The sequence below is a fragment of the Gardnerella sp. DNF01199S genome, assembly GCF_049244155.1.
Taxonomy (GTDB): domain Bacteria; phylum Actinomycetota; class Actinomycetes; order Actinomycetales; family Bifidobacteriaceae; genus Bifidobacterium; species Bifidobacterium piotii.
Genome location: NZ_CP058380.1, coordinates 379,828 through 398,155, shown reverse-complemented (window position 1 = coordinate 398,155; position 18,328 = coordinate 379,828). Strand labels below are relative to the sequence as shown.

The window sequence follows — 18,328 nt, the reverse complement described above, 5'->3', positions numbered from 1 at the left end:
GTTGCTCTAAACCGCAGAATCAGGAACAAAACGCGGAAAACAAAAAAGCGGGGAGTATAAACTCCCCGCTAGAAAGAATAATGCGGCAGCGTGTTAGTCTCCCACACCCTATCGAGTGCAGTACCCTCACCGTGTCAGGCCTTAGCTTCCGGGTTCGGAATGGGACCGGGCGTCTCACCTGAGCCATGACCACCGCAAAACTAGATTATACACTCGCAATACGCGAGCGGCAAGCTGGCGGTTTGGGAACCGGACATGAACGCGAGCAAACAGAAGAAACAATCATCAAAATCAACAACTTAACCATAATCATGATCGCTTAACACTCCCTAAAGTTAAGAGAATTAAACGATAAGCAATACAAGTAGTATCACAATCGCCCATTAGTACTGGTCAGCTCCACCCCTTACAGGGCTTCCACATCCAGCCTATCAACCACGTGTTCTACATGGGGGCTCACACACAAAGTGCAAGGAATGCTAATCTTGGAGCAGGCTTCCCGCTTAGATGCTTTCAGCGGTTATCCCTTCCAAACGTAGCTAACCGGCAGCGCCACTGGCGTGACGACCGGCATACCAGAGGTTCGTCCACCCAGGTCCTCTCGTACTATGGGCAGGTCTCCTCAACATTCCAACGAGCGCAGAGGATAGAGACCAAACTGTCTCACGACGTTCTGAACCCAGCTCGCGTGCCGCTTTAATCGGCGAACAGCCGAACCCTTGGGACCTGCTCCAGCCCCAGGATGCGACGAGCCGACATCGAGGTGCCAAACCATCCCGTCGATATGGACTCTTGGGAATGATCAGCCTGTTATCCCCGGGGTACCTTTTATCCGTTGAGCGATGCCACGTCCGTACGCCGGCACCGGATCACTATCTCCGACTTTCGTCCCTGCTCGACCCGTCAGTCTCACAGTCAAGCCCGCTTGTGCGATTACACTCAAAACCCGATTGCCAACCGGGCTGAGCGGACCATTGAGCGCCTCCGTTACTCTTTAGGAGGCAACCGCCCCAGTTAAACTACCCGCCAGGCACTGTCCCTAACACGGATAACGTGTCGAGGTTAGACGCCAGATATGGAAAGAGCGGTATTTCACTTGTTGACTCCACGCAAGCTAGCGCCCACGCTTCAAAGCCTCCCGCCTATGCTACACGATCCACACCTAACGACAATACCAAGGTATAGTAAAGGTCCCGGGGTCTTTTCGTCCTTCTGCGCTTAACGAGCATCTTTACTCGTACTGCAATTTCGCCGGGCTCCTGGCCGAGACAGTGGGGAAGTCGTTACGCCATTCGTGCAGGTCGGAACTTACCCGACAAGGAATTTCGCTACCTTAGGATGGTTATAGTTACCACCGCCGTTTACCGGGGCTTAAATTCACCGCTTCGCCAAAGCTAACGGATCCTCTTAACCTTCCGGCACCGGGCAGGCGTCAGAGCGTATACAGCGGCTTACGCCTTCGCACGCTCCTGTGTTTTTGGTAAACAGTCGCTACCCCCTAGCTTGTGCCACCCCCAACAGCTCCGCATGTAAAAAACATCACCATCAAGGGTCTCCCTTATGCCGAAGGCACGGGAGTAATTTGCCGAGTTCCTTGGCCAGGATTCGCCCGATCGCTTCGGTATACTCTACCAGACCACCAGTGTCGGTTTAGGGTACGAGCGGAATCACACCTCACGTTGAAGCTTTTCTCGGCAAGCAGGATCACCGGAATCAGCCATACGGCCTACCCATCACGCCTCAGCTTAAACATCCCCCGGATTTACCTAGGAGACAGCCCACACGCTTAGCCACGGAAAACCACCTCCGCAGCCGGCTACCTACCCGCGTCACTCCCACGCTAACCTACTACCGATACGCTCCCAACACTAAACCAGAAGAAAACCCCGAAAGGCAATCAACCAGAATAACGAAGGTTAGTACTCTCAGATTCAGTTCGAACGGTGTAACACCGGTACGGGAATATCAACCCGTTCATCCATTCGACTACGCCTGTCGGCCTCGCCTTAGGACTCGACTCACCCGGGGACGACGAACGTGGCCCCGGAACCCTTAGTCATTCAGCGGACAGGATTCACACCTGTCTCTCGCTACTCATGTCTGCATTCTCACTCCCGTATAGTCCACGACAAGTTCACACTGCCGCTTCACCCCATACAGGACGCTCTCCTACCCCGCGTGAAATAAATCACGCAGTCGCGTCTTCGGTGGCGTGCTTAAGCCCCGCTACATTGTCGGCGCGGAACCACTAGACCAGTGAGCTGTTACGCACTCTTTCAAGGATGGCTGCTTCTGAGCCAACCTCCTGGCTGTCTATGCGACTCCACATCCTTTCCCACTTAGCACGCGCTTCGGGACCTTAGACGACGATCAGGGCTGTTTCCCTTTTGACGACGGAGCTTATCCCCCGCCGACTCACTGCCATGATAAACCTAACAGGTATTCGGAGTTTGGCTGCTATTAGTACCCGGTATGGGCCCGCAAGCATCCAGTAGCTCTACCCCCTGTAAGCAATAACATGACGCTGCACCTAAATGCATTTCGGAGAGAACCAGCTATCACGGAATTTGATTGGCCTTTCACCCCTAACCCCAAGTCATCCCCCCAGTTTTCAACCTAGGTGGGTTCGGTCCTCCACACGGTCTTACCCGCGCTTCAACCTGCTCAGGGCTAGATCATCCCGCTTCGGGTCCAGGACATGCGACTAAAACGCCTTTTAAAACTCGCTTTCGCTACGGCTCCCCCACCCGGGTTAGCCTCGCCACATACCACTGACTCGCAGACTCATTTTTCGATAGGCACGCCGTCACCCCACAAGAAGGCTCCGACGGATTGTAAGCGCACGGTTTCAGGAACTATTTCACTCCCCTCCCGGGGTGCTTTTCACCTTTCCCTCACGGTACTAGTACACTATCGGTCAGACAGGAATACTTAGGCTTACCCAACGGTCTGGGCAGATTCACGCGGGATTCCACGAGGCCCGCGCTACTTGGGAATAAACATAAAGAGACATCGCACGACCTGCTACGGGGCCATCACCCTCTACGGCTGGGAATTCAATCCCATTCACATAACACGATGTTTTATCACTCTCCTCAACCCCGTCAGAGGCTGAACAGTCAATCCCACGACCCCGAATACGCAACACCTGACGGTTATCACACGTACTCGGTTTAGCCTGATCCGCTTTCGCTCGCCACTACTCACGGAGTATCCTTTCCTGCAGGTACTGAGATGTTTCACTTCCCTGCGTACCCCCCACAAAACTGTGGTGACCACCCATAACAGTGGCCGGGTCTCCCCATTCGGAAATCCTCGGATCAAAGCCCACTCGGCAGCTCCCCGAGGCATATCGCAGCCCGTCACGTCCTTCATCGGTCCTGTCTACCAAGGCATCCACCATACGCCCTTACCAGTGATACACCAGTAAAAAGCCTATCGCTTAACTCTCTAGACAATAAATCATCACACTAAACGATCACAAAACGATCAAGCGACTCCACCAAAATGGAGCCGGTTGAAATTGATAAAAGTAAAAACAAGCAAAACCAAAAATAGTCTCACTATTCTTACTCGCGTCCACTATCCAGTTCTCAAACCACCAAACACCAAGAACACAAGCCAAAAACAATAAAGCCTCAACCTGTAATCCAAGGGCTAGGACCGCAACCCCAACAAAAAGGGGGGTGGCAATCCGGGAACCCAAAAGCATGCCCAACATACTCACACAAAAAACGTTAACTATTGTTTTCCACACCAGTAACCACACTCAACTGAGCGTGCACAAAAACTCCGTAGAAAGGAGGTGATCCAGCCGCACCTTCCGGTACGGCTACCTTGTTACGACTTAGTCCCAATCACGAGCCTCACCTTAGACGGCTCCATCCCAAAAGGGTTAGGCCACCGGCTTCGGGTGCTGCCCACTTTCATGACTTGACGGGCGGTGTGTACAAGGCCCGGGAACGCATTCACCGCGACGTTGCTGATTCGCGATTACTAGCGACTCCGCCTTCACGTAGTCGAGTTGCAGACTACGATCCGAACTGAGACCGGTTTTAAGGGATCCGCTCCATGTCACCATGTCGCATCCCGTTGTACCGGCCATTGTAGCATGCGTGAAGCCCTGGACGTAAGGGGCATGATGATCTGACGTCATCCCCACCTTCCTCCGAGTTAACCCCGGCGGTCCCCCGTGAGTTCCCGGCATAACCCGCTGGCAACACAGGGCGAGGGTTGCGCTCGTTGCGGGACTTAACCCAACATCTCACGACACGAGCTGACGACGACCATGCACCACCTGTGAACCTGCCCCGAAGGGAAACCACATCTCTGCAGTCGACAGGCACATGTCAAGCCCAGGTAAGGTTCTTCGCGTTGCATCGAATTAATCCGCATGCTCCGCCGCTTGTGCGGGCCCCCGTCAATTTCTTTGAGTTTTAGCCTTGCGGCCGTACTCCCCAGGCGGGACGCTTAACGCGTTAGCTCCGACACAGAACCCGTGGAATGGGCCCCACATCCAGCGTCCACCGTTTACGGCGTGGACTACCAGGGTATCTAATCCTGTTCGCTCCCCACGCTTTCGCTTCTCAGCGTCAGTAACAGCCCAGAGACCTGCCTTCGCCATTGGTGTTCTTCCCGATATCTACACATTCCACCGTTACACCGAGAATTCCAGTCTCCCCTACTGCACTCTAGCCCGCCCGTACCCGGCGCAAACCCACCGTTAAGCGATGGGCTTTCACACCAGACGCGACGAACCGCCTACAAGCTCTTTACGCCCAATAATTCCGGATAACGCTTGCGCCCTACGTATTACCGCGGCTGCTGGCACGTAGTTAGCCGGCGCTTATTCGAAAGGTACACTCACCCAAAAGGCTTGCTCCCAATCAAAAGCGGTTTACAACCCGAAGGCCTTCATCCCGCACGCGGCGTCGCTGCGTCAGGGTTTCCCCCATTGCGCAATATTCCCCACTGCTGCCTCCCGTAGGAGTCTGGGCCGTATCTCAGTCCCAATGTGGCCGTCCGCCCTCTCAGGCCGGCTACCCGTCGAAGCCTAGGTGGGCCATTACCCCGCCTACAAGCTGATAGGACGCGACCCCATCCCATGCCACTAAACACTTTCCCAACAAGACATGCGTCAAGTTGGAGCATCCAGCATTACCACCCGTTTCCAAGAGCTATTCTGGAGCATGGGGCAGGTTGGTCACGCATTACTCACCCGTTCGCCACTCTCACCAACCAGCAAGCTGGTCAGATCCCGTTCGACTTGCATGTGTTAAGCACGCCGCCAGCGTTCATCCTGAGCCAGAATCGAACCCTCCACGAAAAACTTCAATGAAGAGCCAACATAAGGCTCCAATATAAAAGAAAAAGACGAGACATTCTTTAAGGAAAGAACATCCCAACAAAAAACCTCACCATCATTTAACCATCTCTCAGGCACCCCACAATCTGTGAGGCTGACAATGAACTGGCAATAATTAACTAAATAAGTAGTACAGACACGCTCTTGAGTTCTCAAACCACCACCACACCAGCCGGCTCATCAACCTCAACCGAGGAGAACCAGCCGCGCTGAGCAGCAAGAGATAAACTTACACCAAAGCAAGCCCAAAAGCAAATCACACCCAAACCAACAAGCCAAAACCATTGAAAACACTAGCATCCATCGGAGTGTCGCAAACACGATAAAAACACGCAAAAAAACGCCACGCAACCACACACCAACAAAAACAAAACAAAAATAATCCAAAAAAACAAGAAAAACACCCCCAAAAACCAAAACACGGGAGTGTCGCAAACAAAAATAGATGGGCAATTAACACATAACTGCCCATCTATACAATCTTTATCTATTTTTTACCTATTTTACCTATTTTTACCTTAGATATTTTCTACTTACTTTGACTATTTTTTAGTCACATGGCCACCAAACTGCGCACGCAACGATGAAACTACTCGCAAAGTGTCATCTCCACCTCCGCGAGATACTTGGCGAGCCCACAATGAGCATGCGGTAACTGGGGTTGGAACACCAAGTTCAAGTGCAGCTTCAACCATCCACTTTGCTTCACCAGACTCATTAGCAACAGGAGGCATAGATTCTAATGTAGGATCGTCTTTTGCAGCGCGTGCGAATAAGTCAAGCAGCCAAGACTGAACAACAGAACCTTGACGCCATGAAGACATAACCTTAGCTGGATCATCTATTAATTCTGAACGCATCATTGTTGCAAAGCCTTCACCAAAAGCCTGCATCATGCCGTATTCGATTCCATTGTGAACCATCTTGGCAAAATGACCACCACCAACAGCACCAGCATGAACTAGTCCGTCAGGACCTTCAGGCTTCAAAGTCTCGAAAATTGGTAACATTCTCTGATAATCTTCATCGGAGCCGCCAGCCATCAATGCGTAACCACGAGTAGATCCCCAAACTCCGCCTGAAACTCCAACATCCATAAAATGGATTCCTTTTGTTTTTAATTCAGAAGAATGACGCTGATCATCAACATACCTAGTATTGCCTCCATCAATTACTAGGTCATTATCTTCAAGAAGATTGCTTAATTTTTCGATAGTTGTGTCTGTAGGAGAACCAGCTGGAACCATAACCCATACAATACGCGGACTAGAAAGTCTTTGTACCAATTTTTCTAAAGAGTCAACATCTCGATTTGATTCGGCACTAACGTCGTATCCAACAACTTCATGACCTCCTTCGCGCAAGCGCTTAACCATGTTTCCGCCCATGCGCCCTAAACCGATAACACCTAATTGCATAATAAATTCCTTCTTTCAAATTTTTTAATAACTTTTAATAACTTTTAATAACTTTTAATAACTTTTGCAAAACTGTCACAAAACTTATTCAGACAATCTTTTTAATTTCATATGAACACAGGAACAACAGCAGAAACTAGCATAATAATTGCAAGTCCAACAACAGACAATACTGTTTCCATCAATGACCATGTTTTAAACGTTTGCCCTACGCTCATACCGAAATATTCTTTAACCAACCAGAATCCAGCATCATTTACATGAGATAAGAAGATTGATCCAGCACCAATAGCTAGTACGAGTAACGCTAATTGTACTTGATTTAGATTTGCAGCCAAAGGTGCAACAATTCCAGATGCTGTTACGGTTGCAACGGTTGCAGATCCAGTCGCTAATCTAATTAGTACAGCAACAATCCATCCAGCCAGAAGAGGATTAAGATTTGCCTGAACAATGCCAGTAGCAATAACTTTACCAATTCCAGAATCTACAAGGGTTTGCTTGAATCCACCCCCAGCAGCAACTATCAACAAGATACTTGCAATTGAGGAGAACGAAAGACCTACCAGAGAATTCAATGTATCTCTACTCCATTTTGCGCGAATAGCAAATAATATCATCGCAAAAATAGTAGTGATTGTAAGAGCTTCAAGTGGTGTTCCAATCCATGCGATTACACTACCAAATGTAGATTTTGATTGCCCCGTAATATCAACAACACTGGCTGCAAGCATAAGAATTACTGGAAGTAAAATTACGCTAGACGCTTCCGCGAATGTAGGACGATTTTGTGGCTTATCTTCCTTCTTATTGTCTTCTTCTTGCTTAGCTTGAATAGGAACCATTTTTACCATCCAATGAACCATTAGAGGTCCTGCGATTGCTACAGTTGGTATGGCGATAATCAAACCAAAAGCCAAAGTCAATCCAAGGTTTGCATGCAAAGCATCAATAGCAACAAGTGGTCCAGGATGTGGCGGTACAAAAGCATGCAAAGCCGATAAGCCTGCGAGCGCTGGTATGCCGAGAGCAATTACTGGCATTTTTGTACGACGAGCAACAAGAAGAATAATTGGTATAAGTATCACTACACCAACTTCAAAGAACAGTGGAATTCCAACAATAAATGCGCTCAGAGCCATGGCCCATGGAAGCTTATGTTCTGGAGCTTTCTTCAGTATGGTGTCGCAAATCACGTCTGCTCCACCAGAACGCGTAAGAAGAATTCCAATAATTCCGCCTAAAGCAATGAGTAATCCAACTCCTGATGCTGTGGAACCAACTCCATTAGTAAAGCTTGTAAGACTTTTATCATATGGAACTCCTGCAATGATTGCAGTTGCAATCGAACCAATCATTAACGATAGGAAAGGATGTACTTTTACCACTGCAATAAGTACGACAATAAGCGCTATACCTAATATTGCCGCAAGAATTAACCCACTCATAAATCCTCCATGATTTTGTGAATTGTTTTAATTATTGTGATGCTTTGTTTATAATTCCTTGTGATCTTTTGTTTACGATCAATGCGCTAACAACTTTGTTATTTGCGTTAATAATTTTTGAATATATCCTTTTGCATGCTTTACAATTGCACAACTTTACAATTGCTATTATTTTGCATTTACGATTGTTTTTTGCATCTGCGATTGTTCATATGATTTCACTGCTTCTATAGCTCTATGAACCATATCTTCAACAGAACCTTCAATAGAGATAACGGTACCGTTTTCTTCTTTATCTAGAGGCTCCAAAATTGCGAACTGACTTGGCAATAAAGATGGTGGCATAAAGTGTCCTTTACGATCTTTTAGCCTCTGCGCTATTAACTCATGGCTTCCGTTTAAATGCAAGAAGTACACGTTTAGATTTTTAGAAAGAACATCGCGATATGACCGTTTTAATGCAGAGCTTGAAACAACTGTGTTTTCGCCAAGACTTTCACGCGCAACCATCCATTTGTTAATAAGATCCAACCAAGGCCAACGATCTTCATCTGTTAGCGCAATTCCTGCGGACATTTTATCTATATTAGCTTTTGGATGAAAATCATCACCTTCTGCCAGAGTATAACCAAGTTGATCACGAATTGCCTCAGAAACAGTAGACTTTCCGCAACCAGCAACACCCATCACTACAATGTGAATCGCCATAATAGCTCCTTTGTTATTGACAACACTATAAGAATACCACACAAAGACTCTTTATCAAAGAATTAAGAGTCTTTAATGTGTTATTTTTTGAGTATAACTATATTTTCATTTTCTATTTGCTAGGATGAAAACATAGATATATATAAAACTGCGAGGCAAATATGGTGTCTAATACCGCACAAAGTCAAATTTCCAGTGACTTAGTGACCAAAAACGCTCCTTTACATCTATCTATAGCGGATGCTCTCGCAGACGAAATAGTAAATAACAAATGGGAACCAAAAACTAATCGAAAACTAGAAGATATTCAAAAACAATATGGAATATCTAGAACAGTAGCTCGAGAAGCAACAAGACTATTAGCATCTTTGGGGTGTGTACAATTTCAACGCGGAACAGGCGTAATAGCTTGTAGCCCAGAAAATTGGGACGATTTAAATACACGCGTAATCACATGGAAATTACATTCACCATACAGAGAAAACGAACTACGAGCATTAACAGAACTTCGTCTTGTTGTAGAACCTGCCGCAGCAGCTGGATGCGCATTACGCGGAAATGTAGAAATACGCTATAAAGTGGGCGTAATTGGTCACGATATGGTAAAAGCAGTGGAAGAAAATAGACTGACAGATTTTCATGAATTAGACATACAGTTCCATACTCTTTTGCTTGCAAATAGCGGTAACCCAATTTTCGCAAAACTTAGTTCAATAGTTGAAAGCGTATTACGAGGCAGAGTTGAACTTAATCTTTATCCACAAAAACCAAACAAAGAAGCGATATTAAACCATAAAAAGGTAACACAGGCAATTATGGAAGGTGACGCAGCTGCAGCAAGCGCTGCTATGCACGATATTGTAGCCGAAGTAAACACTGCACTTGGATTAGCGGCTTTATAGTCATAAAAGCAAAACCTAAGATTAAGCAAAGCTTAATCAACCTTGCTTAATCAACTTTAAGCCCAAAGAAATCTGCAAGCTTGCAAACGCTCACTCTTCCATACTTATTAACCAAGCACATCCATCGCTTTGCATTCTCTTCACCAAAGCGCGCAGCCTTACGCCTATACGTATCAACAGTTAAAAATCGCGGCGGAATCGACTTACTGTTGTATTTATCAGCAACCATCACAATTTCTTGCTCAGCTGTGCGCGGAACATAATCGCCAGATGGAAGCGGCAAATTTTGCAGGGCAACTTGCTCGCGAGTTAGCCCAACGCCCGTATGGTTACGCGCAAATTGCGCAATATCTTCACTAAAACCGTTATCAATCAAATAGTTGTAGCCACGCAAGCCGTGCAAAATATAATTCGGCCCATCAAACTCCAACTTGCCATCCGCAGCTTTTGAACCATCTTTAGCTAAAACAAAATACGTTCCAATATCGTGCAACAATCCGCCAGCAAACGCAGCATACTCGTCTACATAAGCTTTCGGCGCGATTCCTCCACTAACTTTAGGAAGCTCTAGTGGATTTGTGTCAATTAACTTTTTAAGACACGACTTTGCTAAATCACACCTGTTTTTTAGATCTTCATTGATTTTAGACATTTGGTGAAGCATAATTTGCTCAACATCTGCTTGCGACTTATCCGCAAAATCCGCAAAATCATTATTCAAATTAAGCTGCTTAAAAGCCAACATCTGATTTTGGTGTCTTGCGATCATCCAAGAAATCGTAGCAATAACAACACAATGGCAATGAATAAGATTATAAGCGTCTTCGCTAGGCGAGGCAGCGCGATGCAACTTTTCAATCGTATTAAAATCAGGAATATTTGCAAGCATAACAATCGCACTCCTTAAATCCCATCAATCACAAAACGGCCGTTATTGCAAGCAAGCACACAAGCAAACATAAGCACATGCGCAAGCCAACGCAAACGGCCGATTAGCAATAAAGCAATAATATGGATTTTAGCTATTTTTTAACTGCTTTAATCTGACCAGTATCTATTCTAGCGATTTTGCCAGTATTAGATATTTTAGTCTCCTTATTTTCGGACTTGCTTCCAGACTTATTTTCAGACTTTACTTCTGCAGAAACATTCGCTGCAGCAATATCTCTAGCGTTCATAATCGCAGTTTGCTCGGCATCAACCGAAGCTTGTGCAGCAACATCGTTGCCTTGCAAAGACTGAACAGCTCTAGAAGAAGCAACCTCTTCTCGCTTTAATCGAGGAGGTCTACGAGTGGAAACAAACAACGGCTGAACTTCTACAACAGGATTATACGGAGCTAAGCCAAACCACTTAACTGGCGTTCCAGCAATATGGCGAATCGCATACTTCATTTTTAGCGACAATGCGCCACGCAAAGAAATATTCGACTCCGGCATTAACGCCTTGTGCAAAAGAACGTAACGAATTGGGCCAATATCTGGATCCGCATCTACCTTAGGATACACAGACTGCTGCTGCGGAAGCTCGCCCGTGTGCGACAAATCGTGCATAATTTGATGCAAATATGCAGGAATCGAAGGAGAAACCTTAAATCCAAGCTTGATTTTAACGCGGAACAAATAATCCGTTCCAAAATTCTCCACGCAATATTCGCGAGTAAACGGAGCATCATCCGTTTCTACAGAAACAGCCCACCACGCGCGAGCGCGCTTAGGATGATCCGCAAAAATCGAGAAGAAAATGCCAGTATCTAGGCGCTTCATCTCCTTATCGGAAGTCAAATAAACAATGTTATCTGCAAAATAAGGGATTCTAAAATCACTGTGCAACTTATCTAGAACAGGCAAAAAGTCCTTAGGCTTCATGTGCAATCGCTGCGAGCGCTCAATCTTAGTGCCATCTTTCCAAGTGAGCATAATAATCAAAATCGAAGCGCCAAGAAGCATGGTAAACCAGCCGCCGTGCATAAACTTTGCCATAGATGCTATAAAGAACAAAATCTCAATAATCAGAAAGACTACAGCAAATACTAAAGCGCCAAGCTTCTTATTTTGATACCACATGTGAACCGTAAGAAGTATTGTTGTTGCAATCATGGTAAGCGTAAGCGCAAGACCGTACGCTCCAGATATATGCTCAGAATCCTTAAACACAGCCAAAACTGTAAGAGTTGCAAGACAGAGCACAAAATTAACAACAGGAATATAAAGCTGGCCGCGAGTTCGCGCAGGGTATCGCACTTGAAGATGAGGCATCCAGTTAAGGCTGGTAGCTTCCGAAACCATAGTAAAAGCACCAGTAATCAAAGCCTGGGATGCAATAATGCCCGCTGTTACAGAAAGCACAACAGCAACGTAGCGCAAGTTTGGGCCAAGCATCTGGAAGAACGGGTTTAAGCCTTCTATAGACCACAATGCTTTATTGTTTTGATGCTGAAGCATCCAACTGCCTTGACCGAAGTAGTTTAGAATAAGCGCAACTTTAATAAACGGCCACGTAACATAAACGTTTCCACGACCAACATGACCCATATCGGAGTACAAAGCTTCCGCACCAGTTGTAGAAAGGAAGATAATGCCCATTAAGGCCATTCCTTGCATATTGTGCGAGCTAAACAAGAACTTTAGGCCGTAAATTGGGTTCAAAGCTTCAAAAATCGCCAAATTCTCGCCAATATTCATGATTCCAACAAGCGCTAGGAATCCGAACCAAATCATAACGACTATGCCGAAGACTTTTCCAATTCTTTCAGTTCCGCGCTGTTGAACAGAAAACAGAATCACAATAATAATTACCGTGATCATTAAAGAAAGATTGTCGTTTTCTAAGAAGATAGGCCTAAACGCAGATATTGTGCGCAAGCCTTCTACTGCGGAAGATATTGAAACTGCTGGAGTTAGAACAGAATCCGCAAGAAACGCCGCACCACCAATCATTGCTGGAATCGCAAGCCATGCGCCTTTTCGCCTAATAAGCGAGTAGAGAGCAAAAATTCCGCCTTCGCCCTTGTTGTCTGTTCGCATTGCAACAAATACGTATTTTACTGTTGTGATTAGCGTAATTGACCAAAACACAAGGGAAAGCATGCCATAAACCGCTTCGCGACTAATGTTTTGCAATCCGCCTTGACCTGCCAAGAATGTTTGAGCAGTGTACAAAGGAGATGTTCCAATATCTCCATAAACAACGCCCAATGCCACAATTGACATACCCAAAGTGAATTTATCGGAGCTGGTTTGTATCTTTGCCCACAATCTTCCAAGCGGGCCTCTAACAGCACTATCCGCAAGCTTTTCGGCCTCTTTAACCTCTTTTGCTTGCTGATATGCCAGCGCCTCTCGTTCTTCGCGAGTGGTGGTTTTCTGAGAAACTTTTGGCGCTTTTGTAAAAGAAGCGGCTTTTAGAATCGCCTCTTTAGGGTTCGTTACTCCCTTAGCAGCCTTCTCAGACTCCTTCGCCCCGTTGCGAAGATCCTTAGCGTTATCGCCAGATAACGCTGAAACGCGTGACTTAGTCATGCTTGATTTTTCCTCCAAAAAGTAAAACCTCTTCTTGGCAATAATCTGCCATAATAAGAAGTCGCATACGGTCTTACCACTTACAGTTTTATTTATTTGTACCTAAATATTGTATACAACAACAGATATATAGCGCAAAATTGCCGCAGAATCCTTGAAAAATAAGGGCTAATTTAAGCGTGATTAATGCCTAAATTTTAAAAACCATAAACTTCATGCGTTGTTTTTAAGGTTGACTTTGCTACCTCCATCAAAGAACAGTCAAGCGCGGTTGCTAACGATTCAAGAGTGTAAGGCACCATATAAGGCGCGTTAGGCCGTCCTCTGTAAGGCATCGGCGTAAGGTACGGCGCATCCGTTTCAACAGTTATGTGGTCTTTGCCAATGATTCGCGCAGACTCTTGCAAATCCTCATTTCCCTTATAGCTAATCGTTCCAGAAAAACTTGCGTACCATCCGTTTTCTTTTAGCACTTGAGCTAAGTCTTTTCCGCCAGAATAGCTGTGAAACACTGTTCGCTCTGGCGCTCCGTCTTTTAGCAAAATTTCTACAACATCGCTATGCGCATCTCTATCGTGAATTTGAAGCGGCAAATTAAGCTCTTTTGCAAGCGCTATATGCGCGCGGAATGAGTCGCGTTGGTAAATTCTTGCGCGTTCGCCCGTACGGAAATAGTCTAATCCCGTCTCTCCAATCGCCACTACTTCTTCTGCGTTATCTACAACTAGCGAGCGCAAGTGTTGCATTGCTTCGTCAAACGGAATATCGTGATACGGCTTATAAACTACTGGCAAGCCGTCTGGCCCTTCTGCTCCCCTATGGCCGTGTAGAGGCGCTTCGTTTGGGTGAATCGCTATTGCAGCACGTACGCAATCCGCGTGATCTGCCGCAAAGTCTATTGTGGGCTGCCAATCTGGGTATTCGCAGCCAACTTCAATCATTTTAGAAACGCCTGATGCTTTTGCGCTATTTACTAAATCGCCTGCGTTAGGCTCGGCTATTAAATCTCGACCTTTTTGCGCTAATTCTTGATTAAGATTTTTTGCAAAATCCACTACGCTTAGCATATGCGTGTGGTCGTCTGCGATTGTTATGCCTTCTTTAATTAGATTCTGCCATATTTCGGACTGCTCTGTTAAAGAAGGCGCCCAATTGTGTTCGCGATGATGCTTACTCATGATTTACAAGTGTAGTCGCAGATTTAACGTGATTTAAATGCCGCTTAATGCAACACTTAACTCCGATTAAAACGCGATTTTTGCGCTTAAGCAATCGCCGCACTAATCGCAGCATACTGCGATTCCACAAGCCTGTAGTATGCGCCCTTTTGCGCCATAAGTTGCTCATGGCTTCCGCGCTCTACGATTTGCCCATGGTCAATCACGCAAATCAAATCCGCATTCTCGATTGTAGAAAGCCTGTGTGCAATCACAAAAGAAGTACGATTTTTAAGCAATTGAGATAATCCTGCTTGCAACGCCTCTTCTGTACGAGTATCTATATTGCTTGTTGCTTCGTCTAGGATTAAAATTCGCGGGTCTGCTAAAAGCACGCGCGCAAACGATATAAGCTGCCTTTGACCTGCAGAAAGAGTAGCTCCTCGCTCTTCAATCTTAGTATTGTAGCCATTAGGCAATTCTTCAATAAACTCGTGCGCGTGAACTACTCGAGCCGCCGACTCAATCTCCTCGTCTGTTGCGTCAAGCTTGCCGTAGCGAATGTTTTCTTTAACAGTTCCGCTAAATATAAAGCTGTCTTGAAGCATAACGCCCATTTGTTTGCGCAAAGATGCTAACGTTATTGAGCGCACATCGTAGCCGTCAATTGTGATTGAGCCTTCGGAAACGTCGTAGAATCTAGAAAGCAGGCTTACAAGCGTTGTTTTACCCGCTCCAGTAGGACCTACAAGTGCAACCGTTGTTCCAGGCTCAATGTGCAAGTCAACTAAATTCAAAATCGGCTTTCCGTTCTCTTCGTAGCGGAACACAACGTCGTTTACGTCAACCCTGCCTTTAATTTGCGGCAATTCTTTTGCATCTGACTTATCTACAATATTTGGCTTAATGCTTAGAGTCTCAAAAATACGCTCCAAATACACTGAGCATGTTATAAGTTGCGTGTAGAAGTTACCAATGTTTACAACTGGCTCCCAGAAAGTGCTCGAATACCACACAAATGCTATAAGAGTACCCGTGCTTATGTTCATACTGCTCGCGTTTGTTATGCCAACATAGTAGAGCAGCGAAATTGCTGCGCTTTCAATAATCGAAGCTCCAGGCCAAAGCAGCATTTGCACTCTAACATTTTGCATCCACGCTTTTCTAACTCCCGACTGCTGCTCTTGGAATGTAGCGTATTGCTCCGATTCGCGCGCAAAAGTCTGAGTTGTTTTTACGCCTGCGATTGATTCGTGCAAATATGCGTTAAGATTGCTTTGCTTATTTGATAGTTTTTTAGACGCTTTTCGTTGCAAAATTTGCAAAGTGCGAGTCCAGATTATAAAAACTGGGAATAATACAAGACTCCACAATGCCATTCGCCAATCCATAGCAAACATTGCGATTAGTGTAATGATTAGCACAAAAACATCGGAAAACACGTTGATTAAACCAGAAGAAAGCGTGTCGGAAAGCGTGTTTATGTAGTTTACTATGCGAATCAAAATCTTGCCGTGTGGGCGCGAATCGAAGTAATCAAACGATAACGATTGCACGTGCGTAAAAATATCTCGTCGCATATCTTTAATTATCATTTGGCCGAGTCGCGTAATTGCAAGCGTTCTGTAGGCTAACCCAAGCTCATACAGCACAATAAGCACGCCAAACAATGCAATAAGCACGTACAAATAAGAAACGTTTTTATTAGGCAAAACTACATCTATAAGTGTTTTTGTAATCATTGGAGTTACTGTCATAATGCAACTTCCGCTAATAACAACTAAAACTATTTTGACTAGTTGCCATGCGTACGGCTTTATGTATTTGCGAACGCGCATCAACTCGTGTAAATTTACGTGCTCTTCTTGGCTTTCATCTTCTTTATAAGTGTTGCGTTGCGCCATTCTACTCACCTTTAGCCTTGTCTAAATCTTCAAATCCCAAAGCTTTGCCCATTTGCATACCAAGCTGCTTTTTGTAGATTTCCCAATATCTTCCATGCGACGCCACAAGATGCTCATGCGTTCCGCGTTCTACGATTTTGCCGTGATCTAGCACAATAATCATGTCTGCGTCTTTAACAGACGAGATTCTGTGAGCAATTGTGATTACTGTGCGAGAACCATCTAACTTTTTTAGCTCTTTTTGGATATGCTCCTCAGTTTCCATGTCTACTGCAGAAGTTGTATCGTCCATAATCAAGATTGCAGGATTATTAGCTAGCGCGCGAGCAAGACTTAAGCGCTGCTTTTGACCGCCCGAAAGGCCAACTCCTCGTTCTCCTACAACGGTTTCGTAGCCTTCTGGCATGCTCATAATAAAATCGTCTGCATCTGCGATTCTTGCCATACGCCTAATCGTGTTATCTAATTCTTTGCAATTTTCCTCGTTTTGAGGCAATCCAAAGCTAATATTTCCTGCAATCGTATCGGAGAACAGGAATGTTTCTTGCGCGACTATGCTAACTTGATTTCTAACAGTTTCTAGAGGCCATTCGCGAACGTCTTTTCCATCAATCAAAACGCGACCACGAGTAGGATCATAAAAACGCGCTATAAGACTTACAAGAGTTGATTTTCCAGATCCCGTTTCGCCTAAGATTCCAAGCTTTGTGCCTGCTGGAACATCTAAATCAATATCGCTTAAAATTGGCGAATCAAGATCGTCTGGGAATGCAAAATCAACGTGTTCAAAAGTTACGCGGCCCTTAACTTTAACGTTTTTCTTGGCAGCGCTTGGCAAATCAATATGCGATTCTTGCGTAAGCAGCTTACGAATATTCACGCATCCTGCGTTGAATCGCTGCCAATCGTTAATAAGCCACCCAACCATTCTTACTGGCATGTGGAGCATCCAAAGAAAACTGTTAAACGTTACAAACGCGCCCAAAGTCATGCTTCCATTAAGCACAAGCCATCCGCCAAATCCTACTGTTACAAGCTCCAGCGCAAAGCCCATACCGTCCAGCCATGGCATGTATTTTTGCGTGTTTTTTGCAAGCGTAATATTGCGATTAAAGTAATCTTCATTGCATTTATCGAATTTCTGAGTTTCAAAAGGCTCGCGAACAAAAGCTTTTACAACGCGATTGCCTTCAATGTTTTCTTCTACCATTGAATTCATGCGTGCAAACGATTCGCGAATCGCAAGGAACTTTGGCCTAGCATTCTTGCCCATAAGCTTTGCAAGCCAGAACAAAAATGGTGTAATTGCCATAAGCGCTAGAGCTAGCTGCCATTGGATTGAAAACATTATAACTAGCGCAAACACAAACATTACTAAGCAATCCAGCGCCATATAAGACACCCAGCTTAAAATGTGGCGAATCGCGTCCGTATCCGAAGTCATGCGGCTCATAATGTCGCCTGTGCGCGTGTGATTAAAGTACGTAAAGTCAAGCGAATGCAGCTTTTCGTACTCGTCGCTTACAAGGCGATACACGGCATTCTGCCCAAACTTTTCCATTAGAAGCTGGTAGATATACCTTGAGCCTACGCGAACAATCATCATTGCAACCATTAGCACGCACACAAAAGCAAGCAAATCATGCTGTTTTCCAATAATGACTTTGTCTACAATAAAGCCCGAAAGCAGAGGCATTGTCATTGCCATTGTGTCGTTTATAGTAAAAAGAACTAGCGATACGCCTACTCTCCACATATCTGGCTTACAATATTGCAAAACCCAGCGCACATTGCTCGCGTCTTTGCGTTTATTTGGATTTACATACATGCGCTAGATTCTCCCTTATTTTCGACTTTGCGATTTATTTTTTTATTAAGTTTTATTAAGTTTATACTATTTTTCTG

Annotated in this window: 11 protein-coding genes and 3 rRNA genes; 2 read left to right on the top strand and 12 right to left on the bottom strand. The window is 45.4% G+C overall.

The genetic code is table 11. From position 1 onward, the window contains the following. Positions 1–80: 80 nt before the first annotated feature. Positions 81–197 (bottom strand): 5S ribosomal RNA (rrf, locus tag HXT45_RS01600). Between rrf and HXT45_RS01595 the strand changes: the two genes are divergently transcribed. Further along, complete coding sequence (locus HXT45_RS01595) at positions 186–323, top strand: hypothetical protein (protein WP_421781937.1); 138 nt, start codon at positions 186–188, stop codon at positions 321–323. The genes rrf and HXT45_RS01595 overlap by 12 nt on opposite strands. A 41-nt stretch (positions 324–364) precedes the next feature. On the opposite strand, the gene HXT45_RS01590 is transcribed toward HXT45_RS01595, so the two are convergent. From HXT45_RS01590 to HXT45_RS01565, 6 genes are all read right to left on the bottom strand, one after another. Continuing rightward, positions 365–3,423 (bottom strand): 23S ribosomal RNA (locus HXT45_RS01590). A gap of 55 nt (positions 3,424–3,478) precedes the next feature. Beyond that, complete coding sequence (locus HXT45_RS01585; RefSeq protein ID WP_421781935.1) at positions 3,479–3,721, bottom strand: hypothetical protein; 243 nt, start codon at positions 3,719–3,721, stop codon at positions 3,479–3,481. A gap of 77 nt (positions 3,722–3,798) precedes the next feature. Next, a 16S ribosomal RNA gene (locus HXT45_RS01580) occupies positions 3,799–5,326 on the bottom strand. The 16S, 23S and 5S rRNA genes sit together here, the layout of an rRNA operon. A gap of 581 nt (positions 5,327–5,907) precedes the next feature. Continuing rightward, a complete protein-coding gene (gnd, locus tag HXT45_RS01575) occupies positions 5,908–6,783 on the bottom strand; it encodes a phosphogluconate dehydrogenase (NAD(+)-dependent, decarboxylating) (RefSeq protein WP_004132247.1) in 876 nt (291 codons plus the stop codon). 107 nt (positions 6,784–6,890) lie between these two features. Continuing rightward, the gene (locus tag HXT45_RS01570) at positions 6,891–8,231 is read right to left on the bottom strand and encodes a GntP family permease (RefSeq protein WP_004112718.1); all 1,341 of its coding nucleotides are present in this window, start codon (positions 8,229–8,231) and stop codon (positions 6,891–6,893) included. Between the two features lie 168 nt (positions 8,232–8,399). Next, a complete protein-coding gene (locus tag HXT45_RS01565) occupies positions 8,400–8,939 on the bottom strand; it encodes a gluconokinase (protein WP_102705150.1) in 540 nt (179 codons plus the stop codon). A 161-nt stretch (positions 8,940–9,100) separates the two neighbouring features. On the opposite strand from HXT45_RS01565, the gene HXT45_RS01560 reads away from it, so the two are divergent. Then, positions 9,101–9,841, top strand: coding sequence for a FadR/GntR family transcriptional regulator (locus HXT45_RS01560; RefSeq protein WP_115761956.1), 741 nt, complete (start codon positions 9,101–9,103; stop codon positions 9,839–9,841). A gap of 46 nt (positions 9,842–9,887) precedes the next feature. Here the strand turns inward: HXT45_RS01560 and HXT45_RS01555 are convergent, their stop codons facing one another. The 5 genes from HXT45_RS01555 to HXT45_RS01535 all read right to left on the bottom strand — a co-directional run bounded on the left by HXT45_RS01555 (position 9,888) and on the right by HXT45_RS01535 (position 18,251). Beyond that, positions 9,888–10,730, bottom strand: a complete 843-nt coding sequence (locus HXT45_RS01555) for an HD domain-containing protein (RefSeq protein WP_421782014.1) — start codon at positions 10,728–10,730, stop codon at positions 9,888–9,890. A gap of 133 nt (positions 10,731–10,863) precedes the next feature. Beyond that, positions 10,864–13,362, bottom strand: a complete 2,499-nt coding sequence (locus HXT45_RS01550; RefSeq protein ID WP_421782012.1) for a KUP/HAK/KT family potassium transporter — start codon at positions 13,360–13,362, stop codon at positions 10,864–10,866. A 197-nt stretch (positions 13,363–13,559) separates the two neighbouring features. After that, a complete protein-coding gene (locus tag HXT45_RS01545) occupies positions 13,560–14,540 on the bottom strand; it encodes a TatD family hydrolase (protein ID WP_421782010.1) in 981 nt (326 codons plus the stop codon). An 86-nt stretch (positions 14,541–14,626) separates the two neighbouring features. Further along, positions 14,627–16,423 carry an ABC transporter ATP-binding protein gene (locus HXT45_RS01540; RefSeq protein WP_421782008.1) on the bottom strand — a complete coding sequence of 599 codons (1,797 nt, stop codon included), beginning with the start codon at positions 16,421–16,423 and terminating at the stop codon, positions 14,627–14,629. Between the two features lies 1 nt (position 16,424). Next, positions 16,425–18,251, bottom strand: coding sequence for an ABC transporter ATP-binding protein (locus HXT45_RS01535; RefSeq protein WP_421782006.1), 1,827 nt, complete (start codon positions 18,249–18,251; stop codon positions 16,425–16,427). Positions 18,252–18,328: the final 77 nt, after the last annotated feature.